Source organism: Paracoccus ferrooxidans, from assembly GCF_029909815.1.
Lineage (GTDB): Bacteria > Pseudomonadota > Alphaproteobacteria > Rhodobacterales > Rhodobacteraceae > Paracoccus > Paracoccus versutus.
Genome location: NZ_CP038202.1, coordinates 460,922 through 485,206, shown reverse-complemented (window position 1 = coordinate 485,206; position 24,285 = coordinate 460,922). Strand labels below are relative to the sequence as shown.

Annotated in this window: 25 protein-coding genes; 9 read left to right on the top strand and 16 right to left on the bottom strand. The window is 68.3% G+C overall.

Annotated features, from left to right (window positions below; genetic code table 11):
* The first annotated feature begins 6 nt into the window (after nt 1–6).
* Both E3U26_RS19500 and E3U26_RS19495 read left to right on the top strand, forming a co-directional pair.
* A complete protein-coding gene (locus E3U26_RS19500) occupies nt 7–552 on the top strand; it encodes a DUF1285 domain-containing protein (protein WP_036755697.1) in 546 nt (181 codons plus the stop codon).
* Between the two features lie 2 nt (nt 553–554).
* Nucleotides 555–1,310, top strand: a complete 756-nt coding sequence (locus E3U26_RS19495) for a hydroxypyruvate isomerase family protein (protein WP_036755700.1) — start codon at nt 555–557, stop codon at nt 1,308–1,310.
* Between the two features lie 1,262 nt (nt 1,311–2,572).
* Here E3U26_RS19495 and E3U26_RS19490 read toward each other — a convergent pair.
* The 5 genes from E3U26_RS19490 to E3U26_RS19470 all read right to left on the bottom strand — a co-directional run bounded on the left by E3U26_RS19490 (nt 2,573) and on the right by E3U26_RS19470 (nt 7,669).
* A complete protein-coding gene (locus tag E3U26_RS19490) occupies nt 2,573–3,202 on the bottom strand; it encodes an FMN-binding negative transcriptional regulator (protein WP_243785650.1) in 630 nt (209 codons plus the stop codon).
* Between the two features lie 246 nt (nt 3,203–3,448).
* On the bottom strand, nt 3,449–5,767 hold the full coding sequence (locus E3U26_RS19485) for an aldehyde dehydrogenase family protein (protein WP_499107512.1): 2,319 nt from the start codon (nt 5,765–5,767) through the stop codon (nt 3,449–3,451).
* 2 nt (nt 5,768–5,769) lie between these two features.
* The gene (deoC, locus tag E3U26_RS19480; RefSeq protein ID WP_499107329.1) at nt 5,770–6,714 is read right to left on the bottom strand and encodes a 2-deoxyribose-5-phosphate aldolase; all 945 of its coding nucleotides are present in this window, start codon (nt 6,712–6,714) and stop codon (nt 5,770–5,772) included.
* A 3-nt stretch (nt 6,715–6,717) separates the two neighbouring features.
* A complete protein-coding gene (locus E3U26_RS19475; protein WP_036755708.1) occupies nt 6,718–7,377 on the bottom strand; it encodes a DUF1523 family protein in 660 nt (219 codons plus the stop codon).
* Nucleotides 7,378–7,387: 10 nt separating this feature from the next.
* Nucleotides 7,388–7,669 (bottom strand): hypothetical protein, encoded by a 282-nt coding sequence (locus tag E3U26_RS19470; protein ID WP_072460842.1) that lies wholly within the window; start codon nt 7,667–7,669, stop codon nt 7,388–7,390.
* Nucleotides 7,670–7,773: 104 nt separating this feature from the next.
* Between E3U26_RS19470 and E3U26_RS19465 the strand changes: the two genes are divergently transcribed.
* The 5 genes from E3U26_RS19465 to E3U26_RS19445 all read left to right on the top strand — a co-directional run bounded on the left by E3U26_RS19465 (nt 7,774) and on the right by E3U26_RS19445 (nt 13,354).
* Nucleotides 7,774–9,042: an acetylornithine deacetylase/succinyl-diaminopimelate desuccinylase family protein gene (locus E3U26_RS19465; protein WP_499107326.1), complete on the top strand. Its 1,269-nt coding sequence runs from the start codon at nt 7,774–7,776 to the stop codon at nt 9,040–9,042.
* 80 nt (nt 9,043–9,122) lie between these two features.
* The gene (locus E3U26_RS19460; protein WP_036755717.1) at nt 9,123–9,416 is read left to right on the top strand and encodes an FtsB family cell division protein; all 294 of its coding nucleotides are present in this window, start codon (nt 9,123–9,125) and stop codon (nt 9,414–9,416) included.
* Nucleotides 9,417–9,620: 204 nt separating this feature from the next.
* Nucleotides 9,621–10,652, top strand: a complete 1,032-nt coding sequence (gene pdhA / locus E3U26_RS19455) for a pyruvate dehydrogenase (acetyl-transferring) E1 component subunit alpha (protein WP_036755720.1) — start codon at nt 9,621–9,623, stop codon at nt 10,650–10,652.
* A gap of 12 nt (nt 10,653–10,664) precedes the next feature.
* Nucleotides 10,665–12,035, top strand: coding sequence for a pyruvate dehydrogenase complex E1 component subunit beta (locus tag E3U26_RS19450; RefSeq protein ID WP_499107323.1), 1,371 nt, complete (start codon nt 10,665–10,667; stop codon nt 12,033–12,035).
* Nucleotides 12,036–12,049: 14 nt separating this feature from the next.
* Nucleotides 12,050–13,354, top strand: a complete 1,305-nt coding sequence (locus E3U26_RS19445; RefSeq protein ID WP_499107321.1) for a dihydrolipoamide acetyltransferase family protein — start codon at nt 12,050–12,052, stop codon at nt 13,352–13,354.
* Between the two features lie 106 nt (nt 13,355–13,460).
* On the opposite strand, the gene E3U26_RS19440 is transcribed toward E3U26_RS19445, so the two are convergent.
* The 3 genes from E3U26_RS19440 to E3U26_RS19430 all read right to left on the bottom strand — a co-directional run bounded on the left by E3U26_RS19440 (nt 13,461) and on the right by E3U26_RS19430 (nt 18,544).
* Nucleotides 13,461–16,529: an efflux RND transporter permease subunit gene (locus E3U26_RS19440; protein WP_114537230.1), complete on the bottom strand. Its 3,069-nt coding sequence runs from the start codon at nt 16,527–16,529 to the stop codon at nt 13,461–13,463.
* Nucleotides 16,526–17,692, bottom strand: coding sequence for an efflux RND transporter periplasmic adaptor subunit (locus E3U26_RS19435; protein WP_449043324.1), 1,167 nt, complete (start codon nt 17,690–17,692; stop codon nt 16,526–16,528). Before E3U26_RS19435 ends, E3U26_RS19440 begins: the two co-directional genes overlap by 4 nt.
* Nucleotides 17,693–17,761: 69 nt before the next feature.
* Nucleotides 17,762–18,544 (bottom strand): division plane positioning ATPase MipZ, encoded by a 783-nt coding sequence (locus E3U26_RS19430; RefSeq protein WP_036755844.1) that lies wholly within the window; start codon nt 18,542–18,544, stop codon nt 17,762–17,764.
* A gap of 271 nt (nt 18,545–18,815) precedes the next feature.
* On the opposite strand from E3U26_RS19430, the gene E3U26_RS19425 reads away from it, so the two are divergent.
* The gene (locus E3U26_RS19425; RefSeq protein WP_036755737.1) at nt 18,816–19,064 is read left to right on the top strand and encodes a hypothetical protein; all 249 of its coding nucleotides are present in this window, start codon (nt 18,816–18,818) and stop codon (nt 19,062–19,064) included.
* Complete coding sequence (locus E3U26_RS19420) at nt 19,061–19,267, top strand: hypothetical protein (RefSeq protein WP_036755739.1); 207 nt, start codon at nt 19,061–19,063, stop codon at nt 19,265–19,267. Before E3U26_RS19425 ends, E3U26_RS19420 begins: the two co-directional genes overlap by 4 nt.
* Nucleotides 19,268–19,390: 123 nt before the next feature.
* On the opposite strand, the gene rpmE is transcribed toward E3U26_RS19420, so the two are convergent.
* Genes rpmE through ffh form a run of 8 tightly spaced genes read right to left on the bottom strand, consistent with a single transcriptional unit; the run spans nt 19,391 to nt 24,190 of the window.
* Nucleotides 19,391–19,612: a 50S ribosomal protein L31 gene (gene rpmE, locus E3U26_RS19415; RefSeq protein WP_011750118.1), complete on the bottom strand. Its 222-nt coding sequence runs from the start codon at nt 19,610–19,612 to the stop codon at nt 19,391–19,393.
* 11 nt (nt 19,613–19,623) lie between these two features.
* Nucleotides 19,624–20,004, bottom strand: coding sequence for a 50S ribosomal protein L19 (gene rplS / locus E3U26_RS19410; protein WP_024844932.1), 381 nt, complete (start codon nt 20,002–20,004; stop codon nt 19,624–19,626).
* Nucleotides 20,001–20,873, bottom strand: coding sequence for a tRNA (guanosine(37)-N1)-methyltransferase TrmD (gene trmD, locus E3U26_RS19405; RefSeq protein WP_036755741.1), 873 nt, complete (start codon nt 20,871–20,873; stop codon nt 20,001–20,003). Before trmD ends, rplS begins: the two co-directional genes overlap by 4 nt.
* Nucleotides 20,870–21,373 carry a ribosome maturation factor RimM gene (gene rimM, locus E3U26_RS19400; RefSeq protein ID WP_036755743.1) on the bottom strand — a complete coding sequence of 168 codons (504 nt, stop codon included), beginning with the start codon at nt 21,371–21,373 and terminating at the stop codon, nt 20,870–20,872. The genes trmD and rimM overlap by 4 nt, the downstream gene beginning before the upstream one ends.
* Nucleotides 21,373–21,747, bottom strand: coding sequence for a 30S ribosomal protein S16 (rpsP, locus tag E3U26_RS19395; RefSeq protein WP_036755747.1), 375 nt, complete (start codon nt 21,745–21,747; stop codon nt 21,373–21,375). The genes rimM and rpsP overlap by 1 nt, the downstream gene beginning before the upstream one ends.
* A gap of 48 nt (nt 21,748–21,795) precedes the next feature.
* On the bottom strand, nt 21,796–22,092 hold the full coding sequence (locus E3U26_RS19390; RefSeq protein ID WP_036755750.1) for a chorismate mutase: 297 nt from the start codon (nt 22,090–22,092) through the stop codon (nt 21,796–21,798).
* A 54-nt stretch (nt 22,093–22,146) separates the two neighbouring features.
* Complete coding sequence (locus tag E3U26_RS19385; RefSeq protein ID WP_499107315.1) at nt 22,147–22,689, bottom strand: GNAT family N-acetyltransferase; 543 nt, start codon at nt 22,687–22,689, stop codon at nt 22,147–22,149.
* A 4-nt stretch (nt 22,690–22,693) separates the two neighbouring features.
* Nucleotides 22,694–24,190, bottom strand: coding sequence for a signal recognition particle protein (gene ffh, locus E3U26_RS19380; RefSeq protein WP_036755754.1), 1,497 nt, complete (start codon nt 24,188–24,190; stop codon nt 22,694–22,696).
* Nucleotides 24,191–24,285: the final 95 nt, after the last annotated feature.

The following is a 24,285-nucleotide window of genomic DNA, read 5'->3' as shown; positions in this document are numbered from 1 at the left end:
CAGGGAATGGAGGAAAAGACTGACAATGCCGTGAGCGATGCGGCCGGAATCGCCGCCTCGGCCAGCCGCGCCTCGAAAAAGGGGCCGCCGCCGGTGCATCTGTGGAACCCGCCCTTCTGCGGCGACCTGGACATGGAGATCCGCGCCGACGGCAGCTGGTTCTACAACGGCACGCCCATCGGCCGGCCGGAAATGGTGCGGCTTTTCGCCTCGATCCTGAAGCGCGAGGGGGATGGCTATTTCCTCGTCACCCCGGTCGAAAAGGTCGGCATCCGCGTGGTCGACGCGCCCTTCATCGCCGTCGATGCCGAAATCGGCGAAGACATCGTCTTCACCACCAATGTGGGCGACCGGGTCAGCGCCGGCCCCGAGCATGCGATAGAAATGCGCGGGACGCCGGAGGAGCCGCGGCCCTATGTCCATATCCGCCGCGGTCTTTGGGCACTGATCGACCGCAAGACATTCTACCGACTGGCCGATGCGGCTATGCCCGGCGAAAACGGGCGTATGGAATTGCACTCGGGAGGGACGGTCTTTCCCCTGGAGCCCTGACCATGGCGCGATTCGCCGCCAACCTGACCTATCTGTTCACCGAAATGCCCATGCTGCAGCGCTTCGCCGCCGCAAAGCGCGCGGGCTTTCGCGGGGTGGAAATCCTGTTTCCCTATGACCTCGCGGTCAAGGAACTGGCCCAGGCCGCGCAGGCGGCGGGGGTGGAGTTCGTGCTGATGAACACGCCGCCGCCGAACTGGGCCGGCGGCCCGCGCGGCTTTGCCGCCGAGCCGGGCAACGAATCGCGCTTTCGCGGCGATTTCGACCGTGCCCTGCGCTTCGGCCGGGCGCTGGGGGTCAAGCATCTGCATGTGATGGCCGGCAAGGCCCAGGGCGGGCTGGCGCGGCGCACCTTCGTCGAGAACCTGAAATGGGCCTGCGCCCGCGACGCCCGCGCCAGCCTGACCATCGAGCCGATGAACCGCAACGACATGCCGGGCTATTTCCTCGACAGTTTCGAACTGGCGGCCGAGATCCTGGACGAGGTCGGGGCCCCGAACCTGGGCCTGCAATTCGACGTCTATCATGCGCAGATGATCCATCGCGATGCGCTGACCGTTTGGCAGCGCCATGCCCGCCGGGTGCGGCACATCCAGATCTCGGACTGGCCCAGCCGGCACGAGCCGCGGCAGGGCGACATCGACTTCGCCGAACTGTTCCGCGCCATCGACGCCTCGGGCTATGGCGGCTGGGTGAGCGCCGAATACACCCCCCGCACCTCGACCGAAGCCGGGCTGCGCTGGCTGCGCCTGGCCTGACCGAGCGGCGGCGCGCGTCTGCCTGCGGTTTTCGGCCGCGTGCACCGTCCGGACCGCGTCCCCTCGACCCGGACGATGCGTCGGCGGATCGCGGGCTTGCAGCCCTCGGCACGGGCCAAGCCACCCGGCACCGCGACCGAGGCCAAGCTGCGCTGGCTGCGCTTGGCCTGACCGAGCGGCGGGGCGCCTCTGCCTGCGGTTTTCGACCGCGCGCACCGCCCGGACCGCGTCCCCTCGGCTTGGACGGCAGGCGTTCGGCGGATTGGAGGCTTGCAGCCCTCGGCACCGGCTAGGCCACCGGCACCGCGACCGAGGCCAAGCTGCGCTGGCTGCGCCTCGCCAGACCGGGCGGCGGGGCGCCCCTGCCTGCGGTTTTCGACCGCGCGCACCGTCCGGACCGCGTCCCCTCGACCCGGACGATGCGTCGGCGGATCGCGGGCTTGCAGCCCTGGGGCACGGCCAAACCGCCCGGCACCTCGACCGAGGCCAAGCTGCGCTGGCTGCGCCTGGCCTGACCGGGCGGCGGGGCGCCTCTGCCCGCGGTTTTCGACCGCGCGCGCCGCACGGACCGCGTCCCCTCGACCCGGACGGTGCGGCGGCGGATTGGAGGCTTGCAGCCCTCGGCACCGGCCAAGCCACCCGGCACCGCGACCGAGGTCGGGCTTGCCGCGGCGGGGCGCTGGCCTTTGCGTTCCCCTCATGAGATTTGCCAGCCTGCTGGCGACTGTTCCTTGCGATCCCATGGCGGGGCTTGTCGGCCTTCGGATGAATGTCCTTTGCCACCCCCGGCAAGGCTTGCCGGCCTGCGAACAAATGGCCTCCGCGATCCCATGGTGGGATTTTCCGGTCGGCGGGCGAATATCCTTTCGCGATCCCCTCGCAAGGTTTGCCAGCCCTCGAACCAAAGGCAGGTTCGGTGGAACCGATCCGCAGCACGCCGCCTCCGAACCGGAGTCGCAGCCCTGCGGCGAGCCGAGGTTTCGGCGCCAGGACCATGAGGGCGGCCCGTGGCAGGGAAAGAACGCCGCCGCAAAGCGCGTGGTGTTCGTCGGCGAATGCCGTGATCTTTGCGCTTCGCCGGCGCAGGATGCCACGGAAGGCCGGGGATAGCCGTTGCAACGCAACCGATCGACCCGCCGAGGGATCGAAGCCCTCGTTCTCCGGCAATGGCGCAGGCGCGGACCAGCGCGCCGCACCGTTCAAATCCCGCCGTCCAGCCGCTTGTCGCGCCTGTCCCGGCCGCCGTTATCGAGGCTCAGCGGCTAGGCATCCCCCGGCCGCCGCCTTGCCATCGTTTCGGCCATCGCCGCGTGCCCGCTGGCCCTCAGCCCTGCGATGGCGCCCTGGTAATCGCGCGCCTCGCGGTTCTGGCTCAGCTTGGACTTTGCCAGCGTCCGGCGGATCTCGATGCGAAAGGCGACGATGCCGGCCAGCATCTGCTGCATGTAATCGGCCGGCGCATCGGCCATGCGCCAAGCATCGGCGCCGTTCAGCCGCCGCTCGTGGCTGCGGGTCAGCAGGCCGACCGCCGCGCGCTTGGCGCGCTCGTCATGCTGGAAGGCAATGCCGCCATGGACATGGACCACCTGGTAGTTCCAGGTCGGGACGTGGCGATGGTGCTCGGGCTTGGTCGGGTAGAAATTGGGCGAGACATAGCCGTCCTCGCCGCGAAAGATCGCCAGCACCTCCTGGCCCTCGGCGATCAGCCGGTGCATGTCGTTGGCCAGCGCCACATGGCCGATCAGCGTGCCGTCGGGACCGGCCAGCAGCGGGACGTGGTTGGCGACCAGCCCCTCGGCGGTCTGCGCCACGATGCAGGCCAGGGGCGCCGCCTCGATGAGCGCAGCGATCTCCTGCGGGTCGATCTCGTGGAAATGCGGCGGGATATACATGGGCGATTCCGATGCTGGGACCGCCCGAGTTTGTCCGCTGGGCGGGCGGATGACAACGCCATCCGCCCACCGCAGTCGATGAACTAACAGGCTGCTGAAAAAGTCCTTGCGACAGGACAGCGCGGGCGGGGAACCAGGAAATCCGCCTCAAATTTGCCGAAAACACCCCATTTTCGGGCCGATATTAGCTGGATCCAGAACGATTTCCGCTGCGCCGCCCTCTCAAAATCTTTTTTCAGCAGCCTGCTAATAGGCCGCGCTGCCGGTGCCGGCGGGAAGCGCGCCATAGGGAAGCCAGACGGTCTTGGTCCGACTGGCGGCGCGCAGGAACTCGCGGCCCTGCGCCTGCGGATCGCTCCAGTCGCGCGGCGCCGGGGTCCAGACCGGGATCAGGGTCTCGGCCGCGGCGCGCTGCACCTCGGCCAGCCCCTCGCCCTGGCCGGCATGCCAGATCGCCGAGACGCCGTCATGGCCGGCCAGCGCCCGCGCCAGTTCGTCGCGCGGGCCGGTGACGATATTGACCACGCCGCCCGGCACGTCCGAACAGGCCAGCACCTGCGCCAGCGTCAGCGCCGCCATCGGTCGGTCCTGCGACGGGATCGCCACCACCGCATTGCCCATGGCGATGGCCGGCAGCACCAGCGCCATGAAGCCCGCCAGCGGCGCGGCCGTGGGTGCGACCAGCCCCATGACGCCATGCGGCTCGGGCTGGACGTGGCACAGGTGGCCGGGCTTGGCCGAAACCGTGGCGCCGTCGTATTTGTCGGCGAAACCGGCATAGAAGAAGCAGCGGCGGATCGCCGCATCGACTTCGGCCGGGCTGGCATAGCCGGCGAATTCGGCGCGGCGCTGCGCCAGGTTCTCGGCCAGGAAATACAGCACCTGCGCGCGGCCGTGGCCGCCCAGACCCTGCCATTTCGCCAAGGCCCCTTGCGCCGCCTCGACCGCGTTGCGGATGTCCTTGCGGTTGCCCAGGGGCACCAGTTCGTCCTGCGCCGCATAGCTGGCGCCGCCGTCGGGGCGCTTCTGCGCGCCGCCGATGTAAAGCTTGACCGTGCGGTCGATCTCGGGCGCCTCGGCCGGGGCGATTTCCGACGGCGCCGGGTCGCGCTGCGCGGCGACCGGGGCGGCGAGATAGTCCAGCATCCCCTCGCGCCCGCCCTCGCGGCCATAGCCCGAATCGCGCAGGCCGCCAAAGGGCGCGGCGGCGTCGAAAAGGTTGGCGCAATTCACCCAGACCACGCCCGCCTTGATCCGCGCCGCCATGTCGGTGGCCACAGTCGCGCTTTCCGACCAGACCGAGGCCGCCAGCCCATAGCGGGTATTGTTGGCCAGATCCGCCGCCTCGTCCGGGGTGCGGAAGGTCGAGAGCGTGGCGATGGGGCCGAAGATCTCCTCGACCATGCCGGGATTGGCGGGGGCGATGTTGCGCAGATAGCCCGGCGCGATGAAGCAGCCCGGCGCCGCGGCGCCGCCGACCAGTTCCGCCCCGGCGGCGGTCGCGCGGTCCAGGATGCGCAGGATGCGGTCCTTTTGCACCGGATCGACGATGGCGCCGACATCGGTGGACTTGTCGAGCGGCGCGCCCAGCCGCAGCTTGCCCATCCGCGCCCGCAACAGCGTCTCGAACCGCGCGGCGACCGATTCGGCGACCAGGATGCGCGAGCCGGCGCAGCAGACCTCGCCCTGGTTGAACCAGACCCCTTCGACCACGCCCTCGACCGCGGCGTCCAGGTCGGCGTCCTCCATGACCACGAAAGGCGATTTGCCGCCCAGTTCCAGCGTCAGCCGCTTGCCCGAGCCGGCGGTGGCACGGGCGATGCCGCGCCCGACCTCGGTCGAGCCGGTGAAGGCGATCTTGTCCACCGGGGCCTGAACCAGCGCCGCGCCGGTCTCGCCATCGCCGGTGACGATGTTCACCACCCCGGCGGGCAGGCCGACATGGGCGCAGATCTCGGCGAATGCCAGCGCGGTCAGCGGCGTGTATTCGGCAGGCTTCAGCACCACGCAATTGCCGGCGGCCAGGGCCGGCGCCACCTTCCAGGCCAGCATCAGCAGCGGAAAGTTCCAGGGGATGATCTGGCCGCAGACGCCCAAGGCGGCATGGCCGGGAAACTCGGTCTCGGCCAGTTCGGCCCAGCCGGCATGGTGGTAGAAATGCCGCACCACCAGCGGCACGTCGATGTCGCGGCTTTCGCGGATCGGCTTGCCGTTGTCCAGGCTCTCCAGCACCGCAAGGAAACGCTCGCGCTTCTGGATGGTGCGGGCGATGGCATAGAGAAAGCGCGCCCGGTCGTGCCCCGGCATGGCGCCCCAGCTGCGCTGCGCCCGACGGGCGGCGCGCACCGCCTTGGCGATGTCGCGGGCGGTGCCCTGCGTGACCTGCGCCAGTTCCTCGCCACTCGAGGGATCGCGGCTGGCGAAGGTCTCGCCCGGCCTGGTGAACCGCCCGGCAATGAAATGGCCGAAGCTGCCGCGTTCGCGCAACCAATCGCGGACGGCCGAGGCGTCCTCGGGCGCGGGACCGTATTCCATGCTTTCCATGATCTCGCTTACCTTCGGCATCATCACCCCGCGGCCAGACGATGGGCGGCTGCATAGCGCCCGGTGACGTGATGGGAAACCTGCCGCTCGATGTCGGAGAGCAGCGAACTGGCACCGATGCGGAAAAGGCTCGGGTCCAGCCAGTCGCGGCCCAGCTCCTCGGCCATCAGCACCTGCCAGTTCAGCGCGTCCTTGGCCGTCTTCAGCCCGCCCGCCGGCTTGAAGCCGACGGCGAAGCCGGTCCGGTCGCGATAGTCGCGGATCGCCCGCAGCATGACCAGCGACACCGGCAGCGTGGCGTTCACCGGCTCCTTCCCGGTCGAGGTCTTGATGAAATCGGCGCCGGCCTGCATGGCGACATGGCTGGCCCTGGCGACATTGGTCAGGGTCTTCAGCTCGCCCGTCGCCAGGATCGCCTTCATCCGGGCCGCGCCGCAAGCCTCGCGCATCTCGCAAATCTCGTCGTAAAGCGCCGCCCATTCGCCGCGCAGCACCAGCGCGCGGGAAATCACGATGTCGATCTCGTCCGCGCCCTGGTCCAGCGCATAGCGGATCTCGGCCAGCCGCAGGTCGAGCGGCATCAGCCCGGCGGGAAAGCCGGTCGCGACCGAGGCGACGGGGATCGCGCTGCCCCGCAGCGCCCGTTTCGCCGCCGCCACCATGGTCGGATAGACGCAGACCGAGCCGGTGGTCAGGTGATCGACCCCCAGCGCCGCCAACTGGCCGGCATCGACCGGCTGGCGCGCCTTGGCGCAAAGCCGCGCCACGCGGTCGGGCGTATCGTCGCCCGCCAGCGTGGTCAGGTCGATGCAGCGCACCGCATTCAGAAGCCAGGCCGCCTGCCATTCCTTTTTCAGGCTGCGGCGCGCGGTCAGGCTCGCGGCGCGGCGCTCGGCCGCCGGGGTGTTGACCTGGATGTTCTCGAACCAGTCGAGGCGAAAATCGGTGCCGGGGTTCTTGCGCTCCATCGCTCAGCGCCCCCGCAGCCCGTCCCACCAGCGCCGCATCCGCCCGCGTGCCCGGTCGCGCGCCGCGTCGGCGCGGGCGTCGAGCCGGTCCCATGCCTCGTCCGCCGAACGCACGGCCGGGTCGATGGTGCGCTCGCGGAACTGGTTCCACATCCGCCAAAGCAGGAACAGCAGCGCCCCCAGGATCAGCAGGATGATCTGTGCCGCCCAGTTGAAGGGCTTCACCTCGGGCCCCGCCACCGGCTTGATCGAGATGGCGTTGGGATAGACCGAGAGCCAGGCGATGCGCCAGCCGTATGAGGTCACGCTGACCCATTCCGGGCTCGCCGCGGTCGAGCGCAGGTCGGTCGCCTGCGCATGCAGGTTCGAGCTGTCGTATTTGAAATAGGGCGGCCAGATCCAGCCGGTATCCTCGTTGCGATAGACATGGGGCTTGCCGTTCGGGCGCACCGTGTCGATGAAGCGCACGTCGCGCTGGCCTTGGGCGTTCTGCACCGTGCCGGTATCGGGCGAGGCATAGAAGAACGCATTGGCGCCGATGTCGGTCAGCCGGTTGTAGGTGTTGGTGATGCGGACCGTCTGCTTCGAGGGCAGCGTGTAGTCCAGAAACAGAAAGACCACGATCCCGAAGATCACCCCAAGGACGGTCAGGAACCAGCGCATCGGCGCCCCCTCAATAGTAGTTCACGATCACGATGATCACGATGATCGCGACCACCGGCAGGACCAGCACCAGCAGGGCAAGCCGCCCCCGCAGGGTCTTGCTGAAGCCCACCATCGAACGCCGCACGAACTCGGCGCGTTCCGGGGACGGGCCCGCGCGCTCGGGATGGCGGCGATCCCATTCCTTTTCAAGCTCCTCGCGGCGCAGGCTGCGGATATAGGTTCCGATGAGCAGGTAAAAGACCAGCTCGACGAGCAGGACCATGCCGATCAGGCGAAGAAAGGCGATCATCGGGCAGACCCTGGTTGCGAAAAGCCAGCCCCATGGAAGGCCGGCGCGCCGCGACTGTCAATGACCCCATTGCCGCGCCGCCGCGCCCGGCCTAGCCTTGCGCCATGGACGCCCTTGCCCTCGAGATCGAAAACCGCCGCGACGACCTGGTCCGCCTGACCCAGGATCTGATCCGCATCCCGACGCTGAACCCGCCGGGCCGCAACTATCGCGAGATCTGCGAATACCTGCAGGCGCGGCTGGCGCCCCAGGGCTGGGCCTGCGAACTGATCCGCGCCCATGGCGCGCCCGGCGACAGCGAGGCCTTTCCGCGCTGGAACCTGGTCGCCCGCCACCGCGGCGGCCCGCCCGGCGAATGCGTGCATTTCAACAGCCATCACGACGTGGTCGAGGTCGGCCACGGCTGGAGCCGCGATCCCTTCGCCGCGGAACTGGACGGCGGCCGCATCTACGGCCGCGGCGCCTGCGACATGAAGGGGGGCTTGGCCTCCAGCATCATCGCCGCGGAGGCCTTCGTGGCGCTCTACCCCGACCATCCCGGCCAGATCGAGATCAGCGCCACCGCGGACGAGGAATCGGGCGGCTTCGGCGGCGTGGCCTACCTGGCAGAACAGGGCGCCTTCGCCCATGTCGGCCATGTCATCATCCCCGAGCCGCTGCACAAGGACCGCATCTGCCTGGGCCATCGCGGCGTCTGGTGGGCCGAGATCGAGACGCATGGCCGCATCGCCCACGGCTCGATGCCCTTCCTGGGCGACAGCGCCATCCGCCACATGGGCGCGGTGCTGGAGGAAATGGAGCGCACGCTGTTCCCGCTGCTGATGACCAAGCGCACCGAGATGCCGGTGATCCCCGAAGGGGCGCGGAACTCGACGCTGAACATCAACTCGATCCATGGCGGCGAGCCGGATCTCGGCCCGGATTTCACCGGCCTGCCCGCGCCCTGCGTCGCCGACCGCTGCCGCATCACCATCGACCGCCGCTTCCTGATCGAAGAGGAACTGTCCGAGGTCAAGCGCGAGGTCACGGCGCTGCTGGAAAAGGTCAAGGCGGCGCGCCCCGGTTTCACCTACGAGATCCGCGACCTCTTCGAGGTGGTCCCCAGCATGACCGACCGCGAGGCGCCGGTGGTGCGCTCGACCGCCGCCGCCATCCGGCGGGTGCTGGGCCGCGAGGCGGGCTATGTCGTCAGCCCCGGCACCTACGACCAGAAGCACATCGACCGCATCGGCAAGCTGCAGAATTGCATCGCCTACGGGCCGGGCGTGCTGGACCTGGCGCATCAGCCCGACGAATGGGTGGGCGTGCAGGACATGCAGGATTCCGCCCGCGTCATGGCGCTGGTGCTGGACGACATCCTGCGCGGCGCTTAGGGGATTCCCCCGACGGGCCGCCTGTGGCATGATCCGGCCAAAAGAACGAGCAGCCCAACGAGCAGCCCCATGGCCCAAGCATGACCCAGCGCCTGTCGATCAGCGCCATCATCTTCTTCGTCGTGATGATCCTCCTAGGCGTCTATTTCGCCTATGCGGCGGTGCAGGGCCCCTCGGGCATCCTGCGCCGGGTGCAGCTGCAGGCCGAAACGCAGGAACTGGTCCAGCAGCGCGACAAGCTGCAGGCCGAGGTGGACCGGATGCGCAACCTGGCGCGGCGGCTGTCGGACGAATACCTCGACATCGACCTGCTGGACGAACGCGCCCGCGACGTGTTGGGCCTGGTGCGCGCCGACGAGATCATCATCCGCTGACGGCCCCCCAGGGCCCCGACCTCCGGTTTCTCCGTTGTCCAAATACCCCTGCGGCCGCGCCACCGGCGCGACCGGCGACGGCTGGGGCAAGCGGCTTTCCGCATCTGCCCTCTGGACGGATGCACAACGCCGGTTTACTTCCCCCGAAAGCTTCGCCTAGAATTAGTTTAACGCTGAACTATCCCCGCCCCGAGGAGGAGGCCCATGGTCAGAAAGCCCGCAGCCAAGCAAAGCACGCCCAACGTGTCCAAGGATGAGCTGCTCAAATACTACCGCGACATGCTGCTGATCCGGCGATTCGAGGAAAAGGCCGGCCAGCTTTACGGCATGGGCCTGATCGGCGGCTTCTGCCACCTCTACATCGGCCAGGAAGCCGTCGTCGTCGGCCTCGAGGCCGCGGCGAAGGAAGGCGACAAGCGCATCACCTCCTACCGCGACCACGGCCACATGCTGGCCTGCGGCATGGAAGCCCGCGGCGTGATGGCCGAGCTGACCGGCCGCATCGGCGGCTATTCCAAGGGCAAGGGCGGCTCGATGCACATGTTCAGCCGCGAAAAGCATTTCTACGGCGGCCATGGCATCGTCGCGGCACAGGTGCCGCTGGGCGCGGGCCTGGCCTTCGCCGACAAGTATCTGGGCAACGACAACGTCACCTTCGTCTATTTCGGCGACGGCGCCTCGAACCAGGGCCAGGTCTACGAGACCTACAACATGGCCGAGCTGTGGAGCCTGCCCGTCGTCTTCGTCATCGAGAACAACCAATATGCCATGGGCACCTCGATGAAGCGCTCGACCAAGTCGACCACGCTCTACGGCCGCGGCGAAGCCTTCGGCATCAAGGGCGAACAGGTGGACGGCATGGACGTGCTGGCGGTCCGGGCCGCGGGCGAAAAGGCGGTGGCGCATTGCCGCGCCGGCAAGGGGCCCTACATCCTGGAAGTCATGACCTATCGCTATCGCGGCCATTCGATGTCCGACCCGGCGAAATACCGCACCCGCGAGGAAGTGCAGAAGATGCGCGACGAACGCGACGCCATCGAACATGTGCGCGAACTGCTGCTGCAAGGCCAGCATGCCTCCGAGGACGACCTCAAGGCCATCGACAAGGAGATCAAGGACATCGTGAACGATTCCGCCGAGTTCGCCAAGGAAAGCCCCGAGCCGCCGCTGGAGGAGCTCTGGACCGACATCTACGCCCAGGACGTGCCGCAGGGCGGCGCGGAACAGAACGCCTGAGGGGAGGGAACCATGGCAACCGAAATCCTGATGCCCGCCCTGTCGCCGACCATGGAGGAAGGCACGCTGGCCAAATGGCTGGTCAAGGAAGGCGATAGCGTGAAATCCGGCGACATCATCGCCGAGATCGAGACCGACAAGGCCACGATGGAATTCGAGGCGGTCGACGAAGGCATCCTCGGCAAGCTGCTGATCGCCGAGGGCACCCAGGGGGTCAAGGTGAACACCCCCATCGCCGTCCTGGTCGAGGAAGGCGAATCCGTCGATGCCGCCCCCGCGCCCAAGGCCGAGCCCGCGCCCGCCGAGGCCAGGGCCGAGGCTCCGGCCGCCCCCGCGCAGGCCGCGGCCCCCGCGCCGGCCCCGGTCGCGGACCAGTCGCCCGACTGGCCGGAAGGCACGCCGATGAAGACCATGACCGTGCGCGAAGCCCTGCGCGAGGCCATGGAAGAGGAAATGTCCGGCGACGAGACCGTCTTCCTGATGGGCGAGGAAGTCGGCGAATACCAGGGCGCCTACAAGATCAGCCAGGGCCTGCTGGACAAGTTCGGACCCCGCCGCGTGGTCGATACGCCGATCTCGGAAATCGGCTTCGCCGGCATCGGCACCGGCGCGGCGCTGGCCGGGCTGCGTCCCATCGTCGAGTTCATGACCTTCAACTTCGCCATGCAGGCGATCGACCATATCATCAACTCGGCCGCCAAGACGCTTTACATGTCCGGCGGCCAGATGGGCTGCCCGATCGTCTTCCGCGGCCCGAACGGCGCCGCCGCCCGCGTGGCGGCCCAGCACAGCCAGGACTATGCCGCCTGGTATGCGCAGATCCCCGGCCTCAAGGTGGTGATGCCCTATTCGGCCGCCGACGCCAAGGGCCTGCTCAAGACCGCGATCCGCGACCCGAACCCGGTGATCTTTCTGGAAAACGAGATCCTCTACGGCCGCAGCTTCGAGGTGCCGGACCTGCAGGATTTCACCATCCCCTTCGGCAAGGCCAAGATCGTGCGCCCCGGCCGCGACGTGACGCTGGTCAGCTTCGGCATCGGCATGGTCCATGCGCTGGAGGCGGCCGAGAAGCTGGCCGCCGACGGCATCGAGGCCGAGGTGATCGACCTGCGCACCCTGCGCCCGCTCGACTACGGCACGGTTATCGAATCGGTCAAGCGCACCAACCGCTGCGTGACGGTGGAAGAGGGCTTCCCGGTCGCCTCGATCGGCAACCACCTCTCGGCCCATATCATGGAAAACGCCTTCGACTGGCTCGACGCGCCGGTGATCAACTGCACCGGCAAGGACGTGCCCATGCCCTATGCCGCGAACCTTGAGAAACACGCGCTGATCACCGCCGCCGAGGTCGTCGAGGCGGTGAGAAAAGTCACCTATCGCTAAGGGGAGGGCAGAAGATGCCGACTGAAATCCTGATGCCCGCCCTGTCGCCGACCATGGAGGAAGGCACGCTGGCCAAATGGCTGGTGAAAGAGGGCGACGAGGTCAAATCCGGCGACATCATCGCCGAGATCGAAACCGACAAGGCCACGATGGAGTTCGAGGCCGTCGACGAGGGCCGGATGGGCAAGATCCTGGTGGCCGAGGGCACGGCGGGGGTCAAGGTGAACACCCCCATCGCCGTGCTGCTGGAAGAGGGCGAATCCGCCGATGACATCGCCGCCGCCCCGGCGCCCAAGGCGGAAGCCCAGCCCGAGACGGCGAAAGCCGAAGCCGCCCCGGCAGCGACGGCCACCGCCGCCCCTGCCCCGGCCGCGCCGAAATCGGCCGATGGCGGGCGCATCTTCGCCTCGCCGCTCGCCCGGCGCATCGCGGCGGAAAAGGGCATCGACCTTGCCGGCGTGACGGGCTCCGGCCCGCATGGCCGCATCGTCAAGGCGGATGTCGAGGGCGCGAAGCCCGGCGCGGCCAAGCCGGCCGCCGCCGAGGCGCCGAAAGCCGCCCCGGCACCCGCCGCGGCCGCAGCCCCGGCCGGCCCCTCGGCCGAAACCATCCTCAAGATCTACGCCGACCGCGAGACCGAGGAAGTGGCGCTCGACGGCATGCGCCGCACCATCGCCGCGCGGCTTTCCGAGGCCAAGCAGACCATCCCGCATTTCTACCTGCGCCGGTCCGCCAAGCTCGACGAGCTGATGAAATTCCGCGCCATGCTGAACAAGCAGCTGGACTCGCGGGGCGTGAAACTGTCGGTCAACGACTTCATCATCAAGGCCTGCGCCCTGGCGCTGCAAGAGGTGCCGGATGCCAATGCCGTCTGGGCCGGCGACCGCATCCTCAAGCTGAAACCGTCCGACGTCGCCGTCGCCGTCGCGGTCGAGGGCGGGCTCTTCACCCCGGTCCTCAAGGACGCGCAGCAAAAGACGCTCTCGGCGCTCTCGGCCGAGATGAAGGACCTGGCCAACCGCGCCAAGACCAAGAAGCTCGCGCCCCACGAATACCAGGGCGGCAGCTTCGCCATCTCGAACCTCGGCATGTTCGGGATCGAGAATTTCGACGCGGTGATCAACCCGCCGCATGGCGCGATCCTCGCCGTCGGCGCCGGCATCCAGACCCCGGTGGCCGAAAATGGCGAGGTGGTGATCCGCAACGTCATGTCGATGACGCTTTCGGTCGACCACCGGGTAATCGACGGCGCGCTCGGCGCCCAGCTGCTGGAAGCCATCGTCGGGCACCTGGAAAACCCGATGGGCATGCTGGCCTGAACCCGGCTGCCAGGAACGAAGGAAAGGGGGCCCTCGCCGGCCCCCTTTTTCTTTCGTGTCCAAATATCCCGCGGGGGTCCGGGGGCGCGAAGCCCCCGGTCCGGCCTCACTCCCCGGCCGCCTCGGGTGCCGCGTTCAGCCCGATCCGCCGCCGCAGCCAGCCGCCGATGCGCACCTGCCCGCCATGCACGACGGAAAACAGCGAGGGCACGAACAGCAGCGACAGCAGCGTCGACAGCAGCAAGCCCCCGATCACCGCGATGGCCATGGGCGCGCTGAACTCCGCCCCCTCACCGGTGCCGATGGCCGAGGGCACCATGCCCGCCGTCATGGCGATGGTGGTCATCACGATCGGCCGGGCGCGCTTGTGGACCGCGTCCAGGATCGCCTCGCGCTTCTCGACCCCGCGGTCTATGGCGCTGACCGCGAATTCCACCAGCATGATGGCGTTCTTGGTCACGATCCCCATCAGCATCAGGAAGCCGATCACCACCGCCATGCTGATGGAATTGCCGGTCAGGAACAGCGCCAGAATCGCGCCGCCGATGGCCAGGGGCAGCGACATCAGGATCGAGACCGGGGTGACGAAATTATGAAACAGCAGCACCAGCACGACATAGGTCAGCACCACGCCCGAAACCATCGCCACGGTGAAGGCCTGGAACACCTCGCCCATGATCTCGGCATCGCCCGAGGGCTGGATCTCTGTCCCGGCCGGCAGTTCGACCTGTTGCTGCAAGGCCGTGACCTGCGCGTTCACCGGCCCCAGCAGCGCGCCGCCCGCCAGGTTCGCCGATACCGTGGTGCGATAGCGCCGGTCGTAGCGGCCGATCTCGGTCGCCCCGGCCGAGATCGAGACATCCGCCACCACCTCCAGCGGCACCTGCCCGGCCGAGCTGGGCACCCGCAGGTTGCGCACCGTCATCAGGTCGCGCCGCGCCTCCTGGTCCAGCCGCACCATGATCGGGATCTGCTTGTCGCCGGTGTTGAACTTGGCAAGGTTCGATTCCGTGTCGCCCAGCGTCGCCACCCGCAGCGTCGTCGCCAGCGCGCTGGCGGTCACGCCCAGCTGGGCCGCGACCTCGGGGCGGGGATGGACCTGGATCTCGGGCCGCTGCAGGCTGGCCGAGGATGTCACCCCCTCCAGCACCGGCAGGGTCTTCATCGCCGCCATCAGCCGCTCGGCCGCCTGGGCCGCGCCCGCCTCGCTGTCGCCCAGGACCGAGATCGACAGGTCGGCATTGCCCTCTTCGTTCTGGAAATTGATCCGCAGGTCGGGGATCTGCGACAGGTCGCGCTTCAATTCGTCCTCGATCACGAAGCTCGACCGCTCGCGCTCTTCCTTGGGGCCGTAATTGACCATCAGCTTGGCCTTGGCCACGTCGTCCTCGCCGCCGTTGACGAAGACCGAGCGCACTTCGGGCACCGCCTCGATGCGCTGCGAGATCATCCGCGCCGCGGCTTCGGTTTCCGACACCGTGGCGCCGGGCGGCAGCTCGATGCTGATCTGGCTGCGGCCGACATCCGAGGCCGGGATGAACTCGGTCGGCAACAGCGTGGCGGAATAGATCGAGCCGGCGAAGACCCCCAGCCCCATCAGCAGCGTCAGCCCGCGATGGCGCAGCGTCCAGGCCAGCACCGCCATCAGCCCGCGCAGCACCGGCCCGTCGCGTTCCTCGGCCAGGCGGGTGTTGTCGCGCAGGAAATAGGCCGCCAGCATCGGCGTGATCAGCCGCGCCACCAGAAGCGAGAACAGCACCGAGACCGCGACGGTCAGCCCGAACTGCTTGAAATACTGCCCCGGAATCCCGCCCATGAAGCTGACCGGGGCAAAGACCGCGACGATCGAGAAGCTGATGGCGATGACGGTCAGGCCGATCTCGTTCGCGGCCTCCATGCTGGCCTCATAGGCGGGAACGCCCATGTTGATGTGCCGCACGATATTCTCGATCTCGACGATGGCGTCGTCGACCAGGATGCCGGTGACCAGGGTGATCGCCAAAAGGCTGATGCCGTTCAGCGTGAAGCCCAGCCAATGCATGACGAAGAAGGTCGGGATGATCGACAGGGGCAGCGCCACCGCGGCGATCAGCGTCGCGCGCCAGTTGCGCAGGAACAGGAACACCACCACCACCGCCAGCGCCGCGCCCTCGTAGAGCGTCTCCATGGTCGAGTGATAGCTGCCCGAGGTATAGGTGGTCGCATCGTCGATCAGGGTGATCCGGGTGCCGGGGTTGCGCGCCTCGATCTCGGCGATGCGGGCCTTGGTGCCGTCGCCCGCCTCCAGGTCGGATTCGCCCGAGGCGCGAAAGACGCCGAAGGCCACGACGGGCTGGCCGTCGAGCAGGGCGAACTTGCGTTCCTCGCTGGCGCCGTCGGTGACGCTGCCCAGCTGGTCGAGCCGCACCGTGCGCCCGCCCCCCTCGCCCGAGCCGATCAGGATCGGCGTCGCCGCCAGCCGGGCCACGTCGCCCGCCGATCCCAGCGCGCGAATGGAATATTCCGTGCCGGCCAGGTCGCCGCGCCCGCCGCCCATGTCGATGTTCTTGGCGCGCAGCTGCTCCGAGATCTCGGCCGCCGTCAGCCCGAAGGCCATGATGCGGTCCGGGTCCAGGTCCACGTTGATCTGGCGGTCGGCACCGCCGATGCGGGTGATGCTGGCCACGCCCGGCACCGTGGACAGGTCGCGCGACACCACGTCGTCGACGAAATCCGACAGTTCCTCGATGCTCATGCCGGGATTGCTGACGGCATAGGTCAGGATCGCCATGCCGCTGACATCGACGCGATGGACCAGCGGCTCGACGATGGATTCGGGCAGGTCGGCGCGGACATTGGCCACCGCGTCCTTGACGTCGTTCACGGCGCGGTCGGTGTCGGTCTCCAGCTCGAACTCGACATAGATCCGCGCCGAACTGTCGGTCGCGGCCGAGGTGATATGCCGCACCCCGGTGATCGAGGCGATGGAATCCTCGATCGGCTGGATCACCTGCCGGGTCAGCTCGCTGGGCGCCGCGCCCGGCTGGTTGACCACCACGCTGACAAGCGGCAGGTCGATGTTCGGCATGGCCGTCACCGCCAGCCGGCTGAAGCTGTAGAACCCCATCATCACCAGCACGAGGAAGATCGCGATGGGCGGCACCGGATGGCGTATGGACCAGGCCGAGAAGTTCATGGCGCCGCCCGCACCTGGTCGCCGCTGCGGAAGAAGGCGCCGGCGCGGGCCACCACCGTCTCGCCCGATGCGACGCCCTCCAGGATCTCGCGCCGGCCCTGCCAGATCAGCCCGCTGCGGACCTCGCGCGTCTCGATCCGGCCGTCCTTGACCACCTGCACCCGCTCGCCCGAGGCATCGGCCAGCACGGCCGATGCGGGCACCGTCACCGCCTGCCGCCGGTCGGTGATGATCCAGCCGCTGGCGAACAGCCCGGTGCGCAGCCGCGGATCGGGGTCCAGCGCGATGCGCGCCGGCCCCAGCCGCGTCACCGGATCGACCGCCGCAGGCGCCAGCCGCAGCTTGCCCTCGACGTGGCCAAGGCCCGCGACCTCGATCTCGGCGGCATCGCCGGGCTTGAGCTGGCTCAGCGCGGTTTCGATCACATCCGCCTCAAGCTCGACCTCGCCGCCGGCGATCAGGGTGAACAGCGGCTCGCCGCCGCCGCCGGGAATGGCGCCCAGCCGGGCGGTCCGCGCCACCACCAGCCCACCGACCGGGGCGGTGATGCGGGCATGGTCCAGGTTCAGCCGCGCGATGCGCCGCGCCGCATCCGCCTGCGCCACGGCCGCCCGCGCCACACCCAGCCCGTCCGAGGCCGAGGCGGCCGCCGCGCGCGCCGAAGCCTCGGTGGCGACGGCCTGGTCCAGCACCGCCTGGCTGGCATTGCCGCTTTGCCGCAGGCTACGGGTGCGCTCCAGCGCCGAGACCGCCTGGGTCAGGCTGGCCTGGGTGCTGGCGATCTGGCTTTCGGCCTGGCTGACACCGGCCTCGGCGCGCTGATATTCGGCCTCGGCCTGCGCCAGCTGCGCCGACAGCACATCCTCGGACAGCCGCGCCAGCACCTGCCCCGCCTCGACGCGGTCGCCGACCTCGGCCTCGATGCTGGTGATCTCGTGCCCCGAGACGAGGGCATGGACCTGCACCTCCTGCCGGGCGACCAGCGAGCCCGAGACCGGCACCCGCGCCTCGATCCAGTCCTGCTGGGCCGTGGCCAGCGTGACCACGGGCAATTCGGACTGCTCGACCGCGCCCGCCGTCTCGGCCATGACCGGCGCGGCCGGTCCCAGGGACAGGGCAAGCGCCAGCATCGCGATCCCGGTGATCCGGCAGGTTGCCGTCATCGTCCCCTCCAAACCAATCTGCGGCGCAACATAATGGCGCCGGCCATCGGCAACAATGCCGGCCGGGTTTCAGAACGAAACGCTGACGCCGGGTAGATTCAACTCGCCGATCAGGTCGCGCAGTTCCTGCCGGGCGGCGATGTTGGACATGCTGAGCTGTTCCGTGCCGATGTCCTTGAGATCCAGCAGCGTCAATCCGCGCGGAAACAGCTCGCGAAAGATCACCCGCTCGGAAAAGCCGGGCGCCACGCGAAAGCCGATGCGCCTGGACAGGGTGGCGAGCGCGCCGCCGACCTTGCGCTTGTTGTGCATGGCCTGCGTGCCCAGCCGGTTGCGCAGCACCAGCCAGTCGATCGGCCCGGCCCCCGCCTCGCCGCGCAGCTGGCGGGCGGACCAGACCATCTCGGCATAGATCGAGGGGCCGAGGATCCTGCCCTCGGGCGACATCCGCGCCAGAAGGTCGAAATCGACGAAACTGTCGTTCATCGGCGTGATCAGCGTATCGGCCAGCGTATGCGCCATCTGGCTGAGCCGCGTGTGCGAACCGGGGCAGTCCAGCAGGATGAAGTCGCATTCCGCCTCGAGCGCGGCCACCGCCTGCGACAAAGGGTCCGGGCCGCCCTGGGTCTCGGGCTCAAGGCGCCCGAGCAGGGGGGTGGGCAGGTCCAGCCCCTCGCGTTGGGCGAAGGCGGCGCGATTCTCCAGGTAGCGGCCGAAGCTGCGCTGGCGCACGTCCAGGTCCAGCGCGCCGACCCGGTGGCCCATGCGGGCCAGCGCGGTCGCCACATGCATCGAGGTCGTGGACTTGCCCGAACCGCCCTTTTCGTTCCCGACCACGATGATATGCGCCACGAATCCCCCTGCGATGCCGGCCCGCGTCGCGCCGGACAATAGGCCGCGCCCGGCACGATGAAAAGCGCCGAGACCGGCCGAATCGCGGCCCGGCGCGCGCTTTTCGCTGCGGGACAGCCCTGCCCCGCCGGCTGTTCAACCATCTGTTCCAGCTTCATTCTTTCATCACGACAAAGCCGGTCGATATTTATCTTGCAAAAGACGATCAGCTATGTCGTTATATAGCCATGCCGGGATCTCCGGCCGGGTCAGTCAAGGGAAGGAGCCAAAGATGACCATGCTGAACCATCTGTCGGCCTTTGCCGATCGCGCGCTGCAGGCCGCCATGCCTGTCTCGCCCCGCTATGCCGTCAGCCTGATCGACCGGCGCACGGGCAAGCCGCATCGCATTTCCGACATTCCGCTGCGGCTGATCACCTGCGACCCCTTCGAGACCGCGCGCGACCTGATGCGCGACCGTGATCCGGCGCGGTGGGACACCGCCATCCATCGCCTCGACCGGAAAGGAGCGATCCAATGATCCACGCCGTTTTCTCCAAGCCGAACCGCGGCTATGCCACCATCGCGCTGTCGCCCTATCAAAGCGCGCAAGGGCCGGTGCTGCGCGAATATCGCGACGGCCGCGTGGTGATCGACACCGGCCGGGGCGAATTGACCGGCCTGGCGCTGAACCGCACGCCCAGCATGCCCGCCTGGATGCCGATCTTCGGCCTGGCCTATTGAGCCGCCGATCCGGCGCGGCCTGCCTGGCCCGGCCGCGTCCCCTCCCCTGGGCCGCCCACCGCCCACGAACGAAAAACGCCGCCCCTTTCGGGGCGGCGTTTGCAAGTCCGGTCGGCAGCGGGATCAGAAGCCCAGGCCGGCGTATTTGTTCTTGAACTTCGACACGCGGCCGCCGGTGTCCATCAGCTTGGCCGAGCCGCCGGTCCAGGCCGGGTGCGAGTTCGGGTCGATGTCCAGCGACATGGTGTCGCCTTCCTTGCCCCAGGTCGAGCGCACCTGATAGGTGGTGCCGTCGGTCATCTTGACCTCGATCAGGTGGTAGTCGGGATGGATGTCTGCTTTCATGGCGCGTCTCCTCAGGCCTTGGCTTCGGCTTTGGGCTTGTAGTTGCTGACCTCGGCGATGCGGGCGGACTTGCCGCGGCGATCGCGCAGGTAATACAGCTTGGCGCGGCGGACGCGGCCACGGCGCACGACGGTGATCGAGTCGATGTTGGTCGAGTAGAGCGGGAAGACGCGCTCGACACCCTCGCCGAACGAGATCTTGCGCACGGTGAACGAGGCGCCGATGCCGCCGCCCTTGCGCGAGATGACCACGCCTTCGTACATCTGCACGCGGGTGCGGGTGCCCTCGGTCACCTTGTAGCCGACGCGAACGGTGTCGCCGGCCTTGAAATCGGGGATGTCCTTGCCGAGCGCGGCGATCTGCTCGGCTTCCAGTTGGGCGATCAGGTTCATCGCTTTGGTTCCTTCGGTTGCTCGCGGTAGTCCCGCGATTGGTCTGATGCGCCCGAGAGCTGTCGGTCCTTTGCCGGGTCCACATGAGCCTGCTCATATGCCCGCCACAGGTCGGGGCGGCGTTCCTTGGTCAGCCTTTCGGCCATGTCGTGACGCCAATTGGCAATAGCCGCGTGATTGCCGGACAAAAGCACGTCCGGGATCGCGCGGCCTTCCCAAAGGGCGGGCTTCGTGTACTGCGGATGTTCCAGCAGGCCGCCATGGTCCGGGGAAAAGGATTCCTCGGCCAGAGAGTCCTGATTCCCCAGCACGCGCGGTATAAGGCGAACCGTCGCGTCGATCAAGACCTGAGCCGCCAGTTCCCCGCCGGTCAGGACATAGTCGCCGATGCTGATCTCTTCGACGCCATGGGCGTCCAGCACGCGCTGGTCCACGCCCTCGAACCGGCCGCAGATCAGGGTCATGCCGGGGCCCTGCGCCAGTTCGCGGGCGCGGGCCTGGGTAAAGGGCCTGCCGCGCGGCGACAGATAGATCACCGGCAGGTCGGCCCCCGCCTCGCGCAGCGCCGCATCCATCACGTCGGCGCGGATCACCATGCCGGCGCCGCCGCCGGCGGGCGTGTCGTCCACGTTGCGGTGCTTGCCGATGCCAAAGGGGCGCAGGTCGATGCTGCGCAGGTTCCACAGCCCCTCGGTCAGCGCCCTGCCGGTCAGGGAAAGCCCCAGAACCCCTGGAAAAGCCTCGGGGAAAAGCGTGACGACCTGCGCGGTCCAGGCGCCCCTGACCTGCGGCTCGGCCATCAGGTCGCGCGGCTGCAGGCTGGCCCGGATCGACAGCCGGCCGTGGGATTTCATCGCCCCGCCGGTCATTCCTGCTCGTCCGGCGGGTCGGCGACGATGCGGCCGGCGGCCAGGTCGACCGTGGGCACGAAGGCACGGGTAAAGGGCAACAGCAGCACCTGCCGCCGTCCGGGTCCGTGGATCTCCAGGATGTCGCCCGCGCCGTGGTCGTAGATCGCGCGGACCTTGCCGATCAGCGCCCCGCCGGTGTCATGGACCGACAGGCCGATCAGGTCGGCATGATAGAATTCGTCGTCCGGCAGGGCCGGAAGCTTGTCGCGGTCGGCCCAGAGCGTCACGCCCTTCAGCGCCTCGGCCTGTTCGCGCGTCTCGACGCCCGACAGCCGGGCGCCAAGCCCGCCCGTCACCGGCCGCGTCAGGCGGACGGTGAACGAGCGGCTGCCGTCTTCGGTATAAAGCGGGGCATATGCGGCAATATCGTTCGGTTGCGAGGTAAAGCTCTTCAGCCTCACCTCGCCCCGGACGCCAAAGGCGCCCGCGATCGCACCGACGCAGACCCGCTCGGTCATTATTCCGAAGCGGCTTCTTCGGCCGGGGCGTTGGCGGCGGCTTCACGCGCGGCGCGCTTTTCGGCGCGTTCCTTGGCGGCCTTGCCGGGCTCGCCCTTCTTCAGGTTCTTGCGCTCGGTCTTTTCCTTGACGCCGGCGGCTTCCAGGAAGCGGGCGACGCGGTCGGTCGGCTGCGCACCCTGCGAGAGCCAGTATTGCACGCGCTCGAGGTTCATCTTGATGCGCTCTTCCGAATCCTTCGGCAAGAGCGGGTTGTAGGTGCCCAGCTTCTCGAGGAAGCGGCCGTCGCGCGGCATGCGCGAATCGGACGCGACGATGGCGTAATGGGGGCGTTTCTTCGAGCCACCACGGGCCAGGCGGATTTTCATTGCCATTGCGTTTTCTCCTTTGGAATGGCGGGGTCGGCGGGGGAAAACCCCGCCTCAGGGGAGGAGTTTCTCGTGATGCCGGATCACTTCGGCGATCACGAAGTTCAGGAATTTGCGCGCGAATTCCGGGTCCAGGTCGGCCTCGCGCGCGAGGCGTTCCAGCCGCTCGATCTGTCTCGCCTCGCGGACGGGATCGGACGGAGGAAGATCGTGTTCGGCCTTCAGGCGGCCGACGGATTGGGTGTGCTTGAACCGCTCGGCCAGCGTATAGACCAGGATCGCGTCCAGCCGGTCGATGCTGGCACGATGCTCCTTGAGCAGGGTCGCGGCGCGGGCGGTCGGATCACTCATTCAGGTCTCCAGGGATTGAAATGCGCAGCACCGCATCTACACGGGACGCGCCATTCATGCCGCGGCTCCGGCGGGATGGCGAAAGACATGCGGCGGGGCGCGGTCATCCCCGAAATGCGGCGCCTCGGCCTTGGGATCGCGCAGGGCGCCCAGCCGCCGGGCAAGCGAGATCGAGCGCGCATTGGCCTGGTCGATATAGCTGACCGGCCGCGACCAGCCGAGCGTGCGGATGGCAAAATCGCGCGCCGCCAGGGCCGCTTCCTGCGCATAGCCCCGGCCCTCCAGCCCGGCGGACCACACCGTCCAGCCGATCTCATGCTCGGGCCAGCCGTCGGGAAACCACGGCCCGACCGCCCCCAGCGCCCGGTCCGATCCACGCTCGGTCAGCACGAACATGCCATAGCCGCGCAGCACCCAATGGCCGATGAAATGGCCAAAGGCGCGCCAGGACTGGCCGGGCTGCATCATCGGCCCGCCGACAAAGCCGGCGCGGTCGCTTTCGAAGAAGTCGCGCCATGCCGGCCAGTCGCCGGCCTGCGGGGCGCGCAGGACCAGCCGCTCGGTCGTCAGCACGGGCGTGTCGGCAAGCCGGATCATGCGTTCACTTCTTCCCGAACAGGCCGGAAAGCCCGCCCGGCAGGCCCATGCCGCCCAGCTGGCCGCCCAGCCCCTTGGGGTCTTGCAGCATCCGCGTGGCCTCGGCCATCTTCTCGGGATCGACATTGGCCATGTCGGGCAGTCCGCCGCCCTTGCCGGTCATGGCGCGCATGGCCTGCTTGAGCATGCCGCCCTTGCCCATCTTGCCCAGCTTCTTCATCGTGTCGGCCATCTGCTTCTGCATCTTCAGAAGCTTGTTGAGTTCCGACACTTCCATGCCCGCGCCCGCGGCGATGCGTTTCTTGCGGCTGGCCTGCAGCAGGTCGGGATTGGCGCGTTCCTTTTTCGTCATCGAGTTGATCAGCGCGATCTGGCGCTTGATCGCCTTGTCGTCGAAACCGGCCGCCTCGGCCTGCTTGGCCATCTTGCCCATGCCGGGCATCATGCCCATGATCGACTGCATCCCGCCCATCTTGAGCATCTGCTCAAGCTGGTTGCGCAGGTCGTTCATGTTGAACATGCCCTTCTGGAAGCGCTTCATCATGCGCTCGGCCTGCTCGACCTCCAGCACCTCCTGCGCCTTCTCGACCAGGGCGACGATGTCGCCCATGCCGAGGATGCGGCCGGCGATGCGCTGCGCGTCAAAGACCTCCAGCGCGTCCATCTTTTCGCCCAGGCCGACGAAGCGGATCGGCTTGCCGGTCACGGCGCGCATCGACAGCGCCGCGCCGCCGCGACCGTCGCCGTCCATCCGGGTCAGCACGACGCCCGAGATGCCGACCTTGCCGTCGAATTCGCTGGCGACGTTCACCGCGTCCTGGCCGGTCAACCCGTCGACGACCAGCAGCGTCTCGCGCGGGCTGGCCACGTCGCGGACCGCCTGCACCTCGTCCATCAGCACTTCGTCGATATGCAGCCGGCCGGCGGTGTCGAGCATGTAGACGTCATAGCCGCCCAGCGTCGCCTGCTGCTTGGCGCGCCTGGCGATCTGCACCGCATTCTCGCCCGGCACGATGGGCAGGGTATCGACGCCGATCTGCTGGCCCAGGATCGCCAGCTGCTCCATGGCGGCCGGACGGTTGGTGTCCAGCGAGGCCATCAGCACCCGCTTCTTCTCGCGGTCCTTCAGGCGCTTGGCCAGCTTGGCCGTGGTGGTGGTCTTGCCCGAGCCCTGCAGGCCGACCATCAGGATCGGCGCCGGGGGATTGTCGATGCGCAGCGCATCGGGCGCGCCCTCGCCCTGCAAGACCTTGATCAGCTCGTCATGGACGATCTTGACGACCTGCTGGCCGGGGGTGATCGACTTGGTGACGGCCGCGCCGGTGGCCTTCTGCGTCACCGCCTTGACGAAGCTGCGCGCCACGGGCAGCGAGACATCGGCCTCCAGCAGCGCGACGCGCACCTCGCGCATGGCGGCGGCCACGTCATCCTCGGACAGCGCGCCCTGCTTGGTCAGCCGGTCAAAGACGCCGCCAAGGCGGTCGGACAGGTTTTCAAACATCGGCGGCCCTCCAATGGTTGCCGTTTGCCCGAGGAACACGGGCGCGAATAAACAGGTGCGCCCCCGTGGGCGCAACGCGCTGACGGGGGGCGATC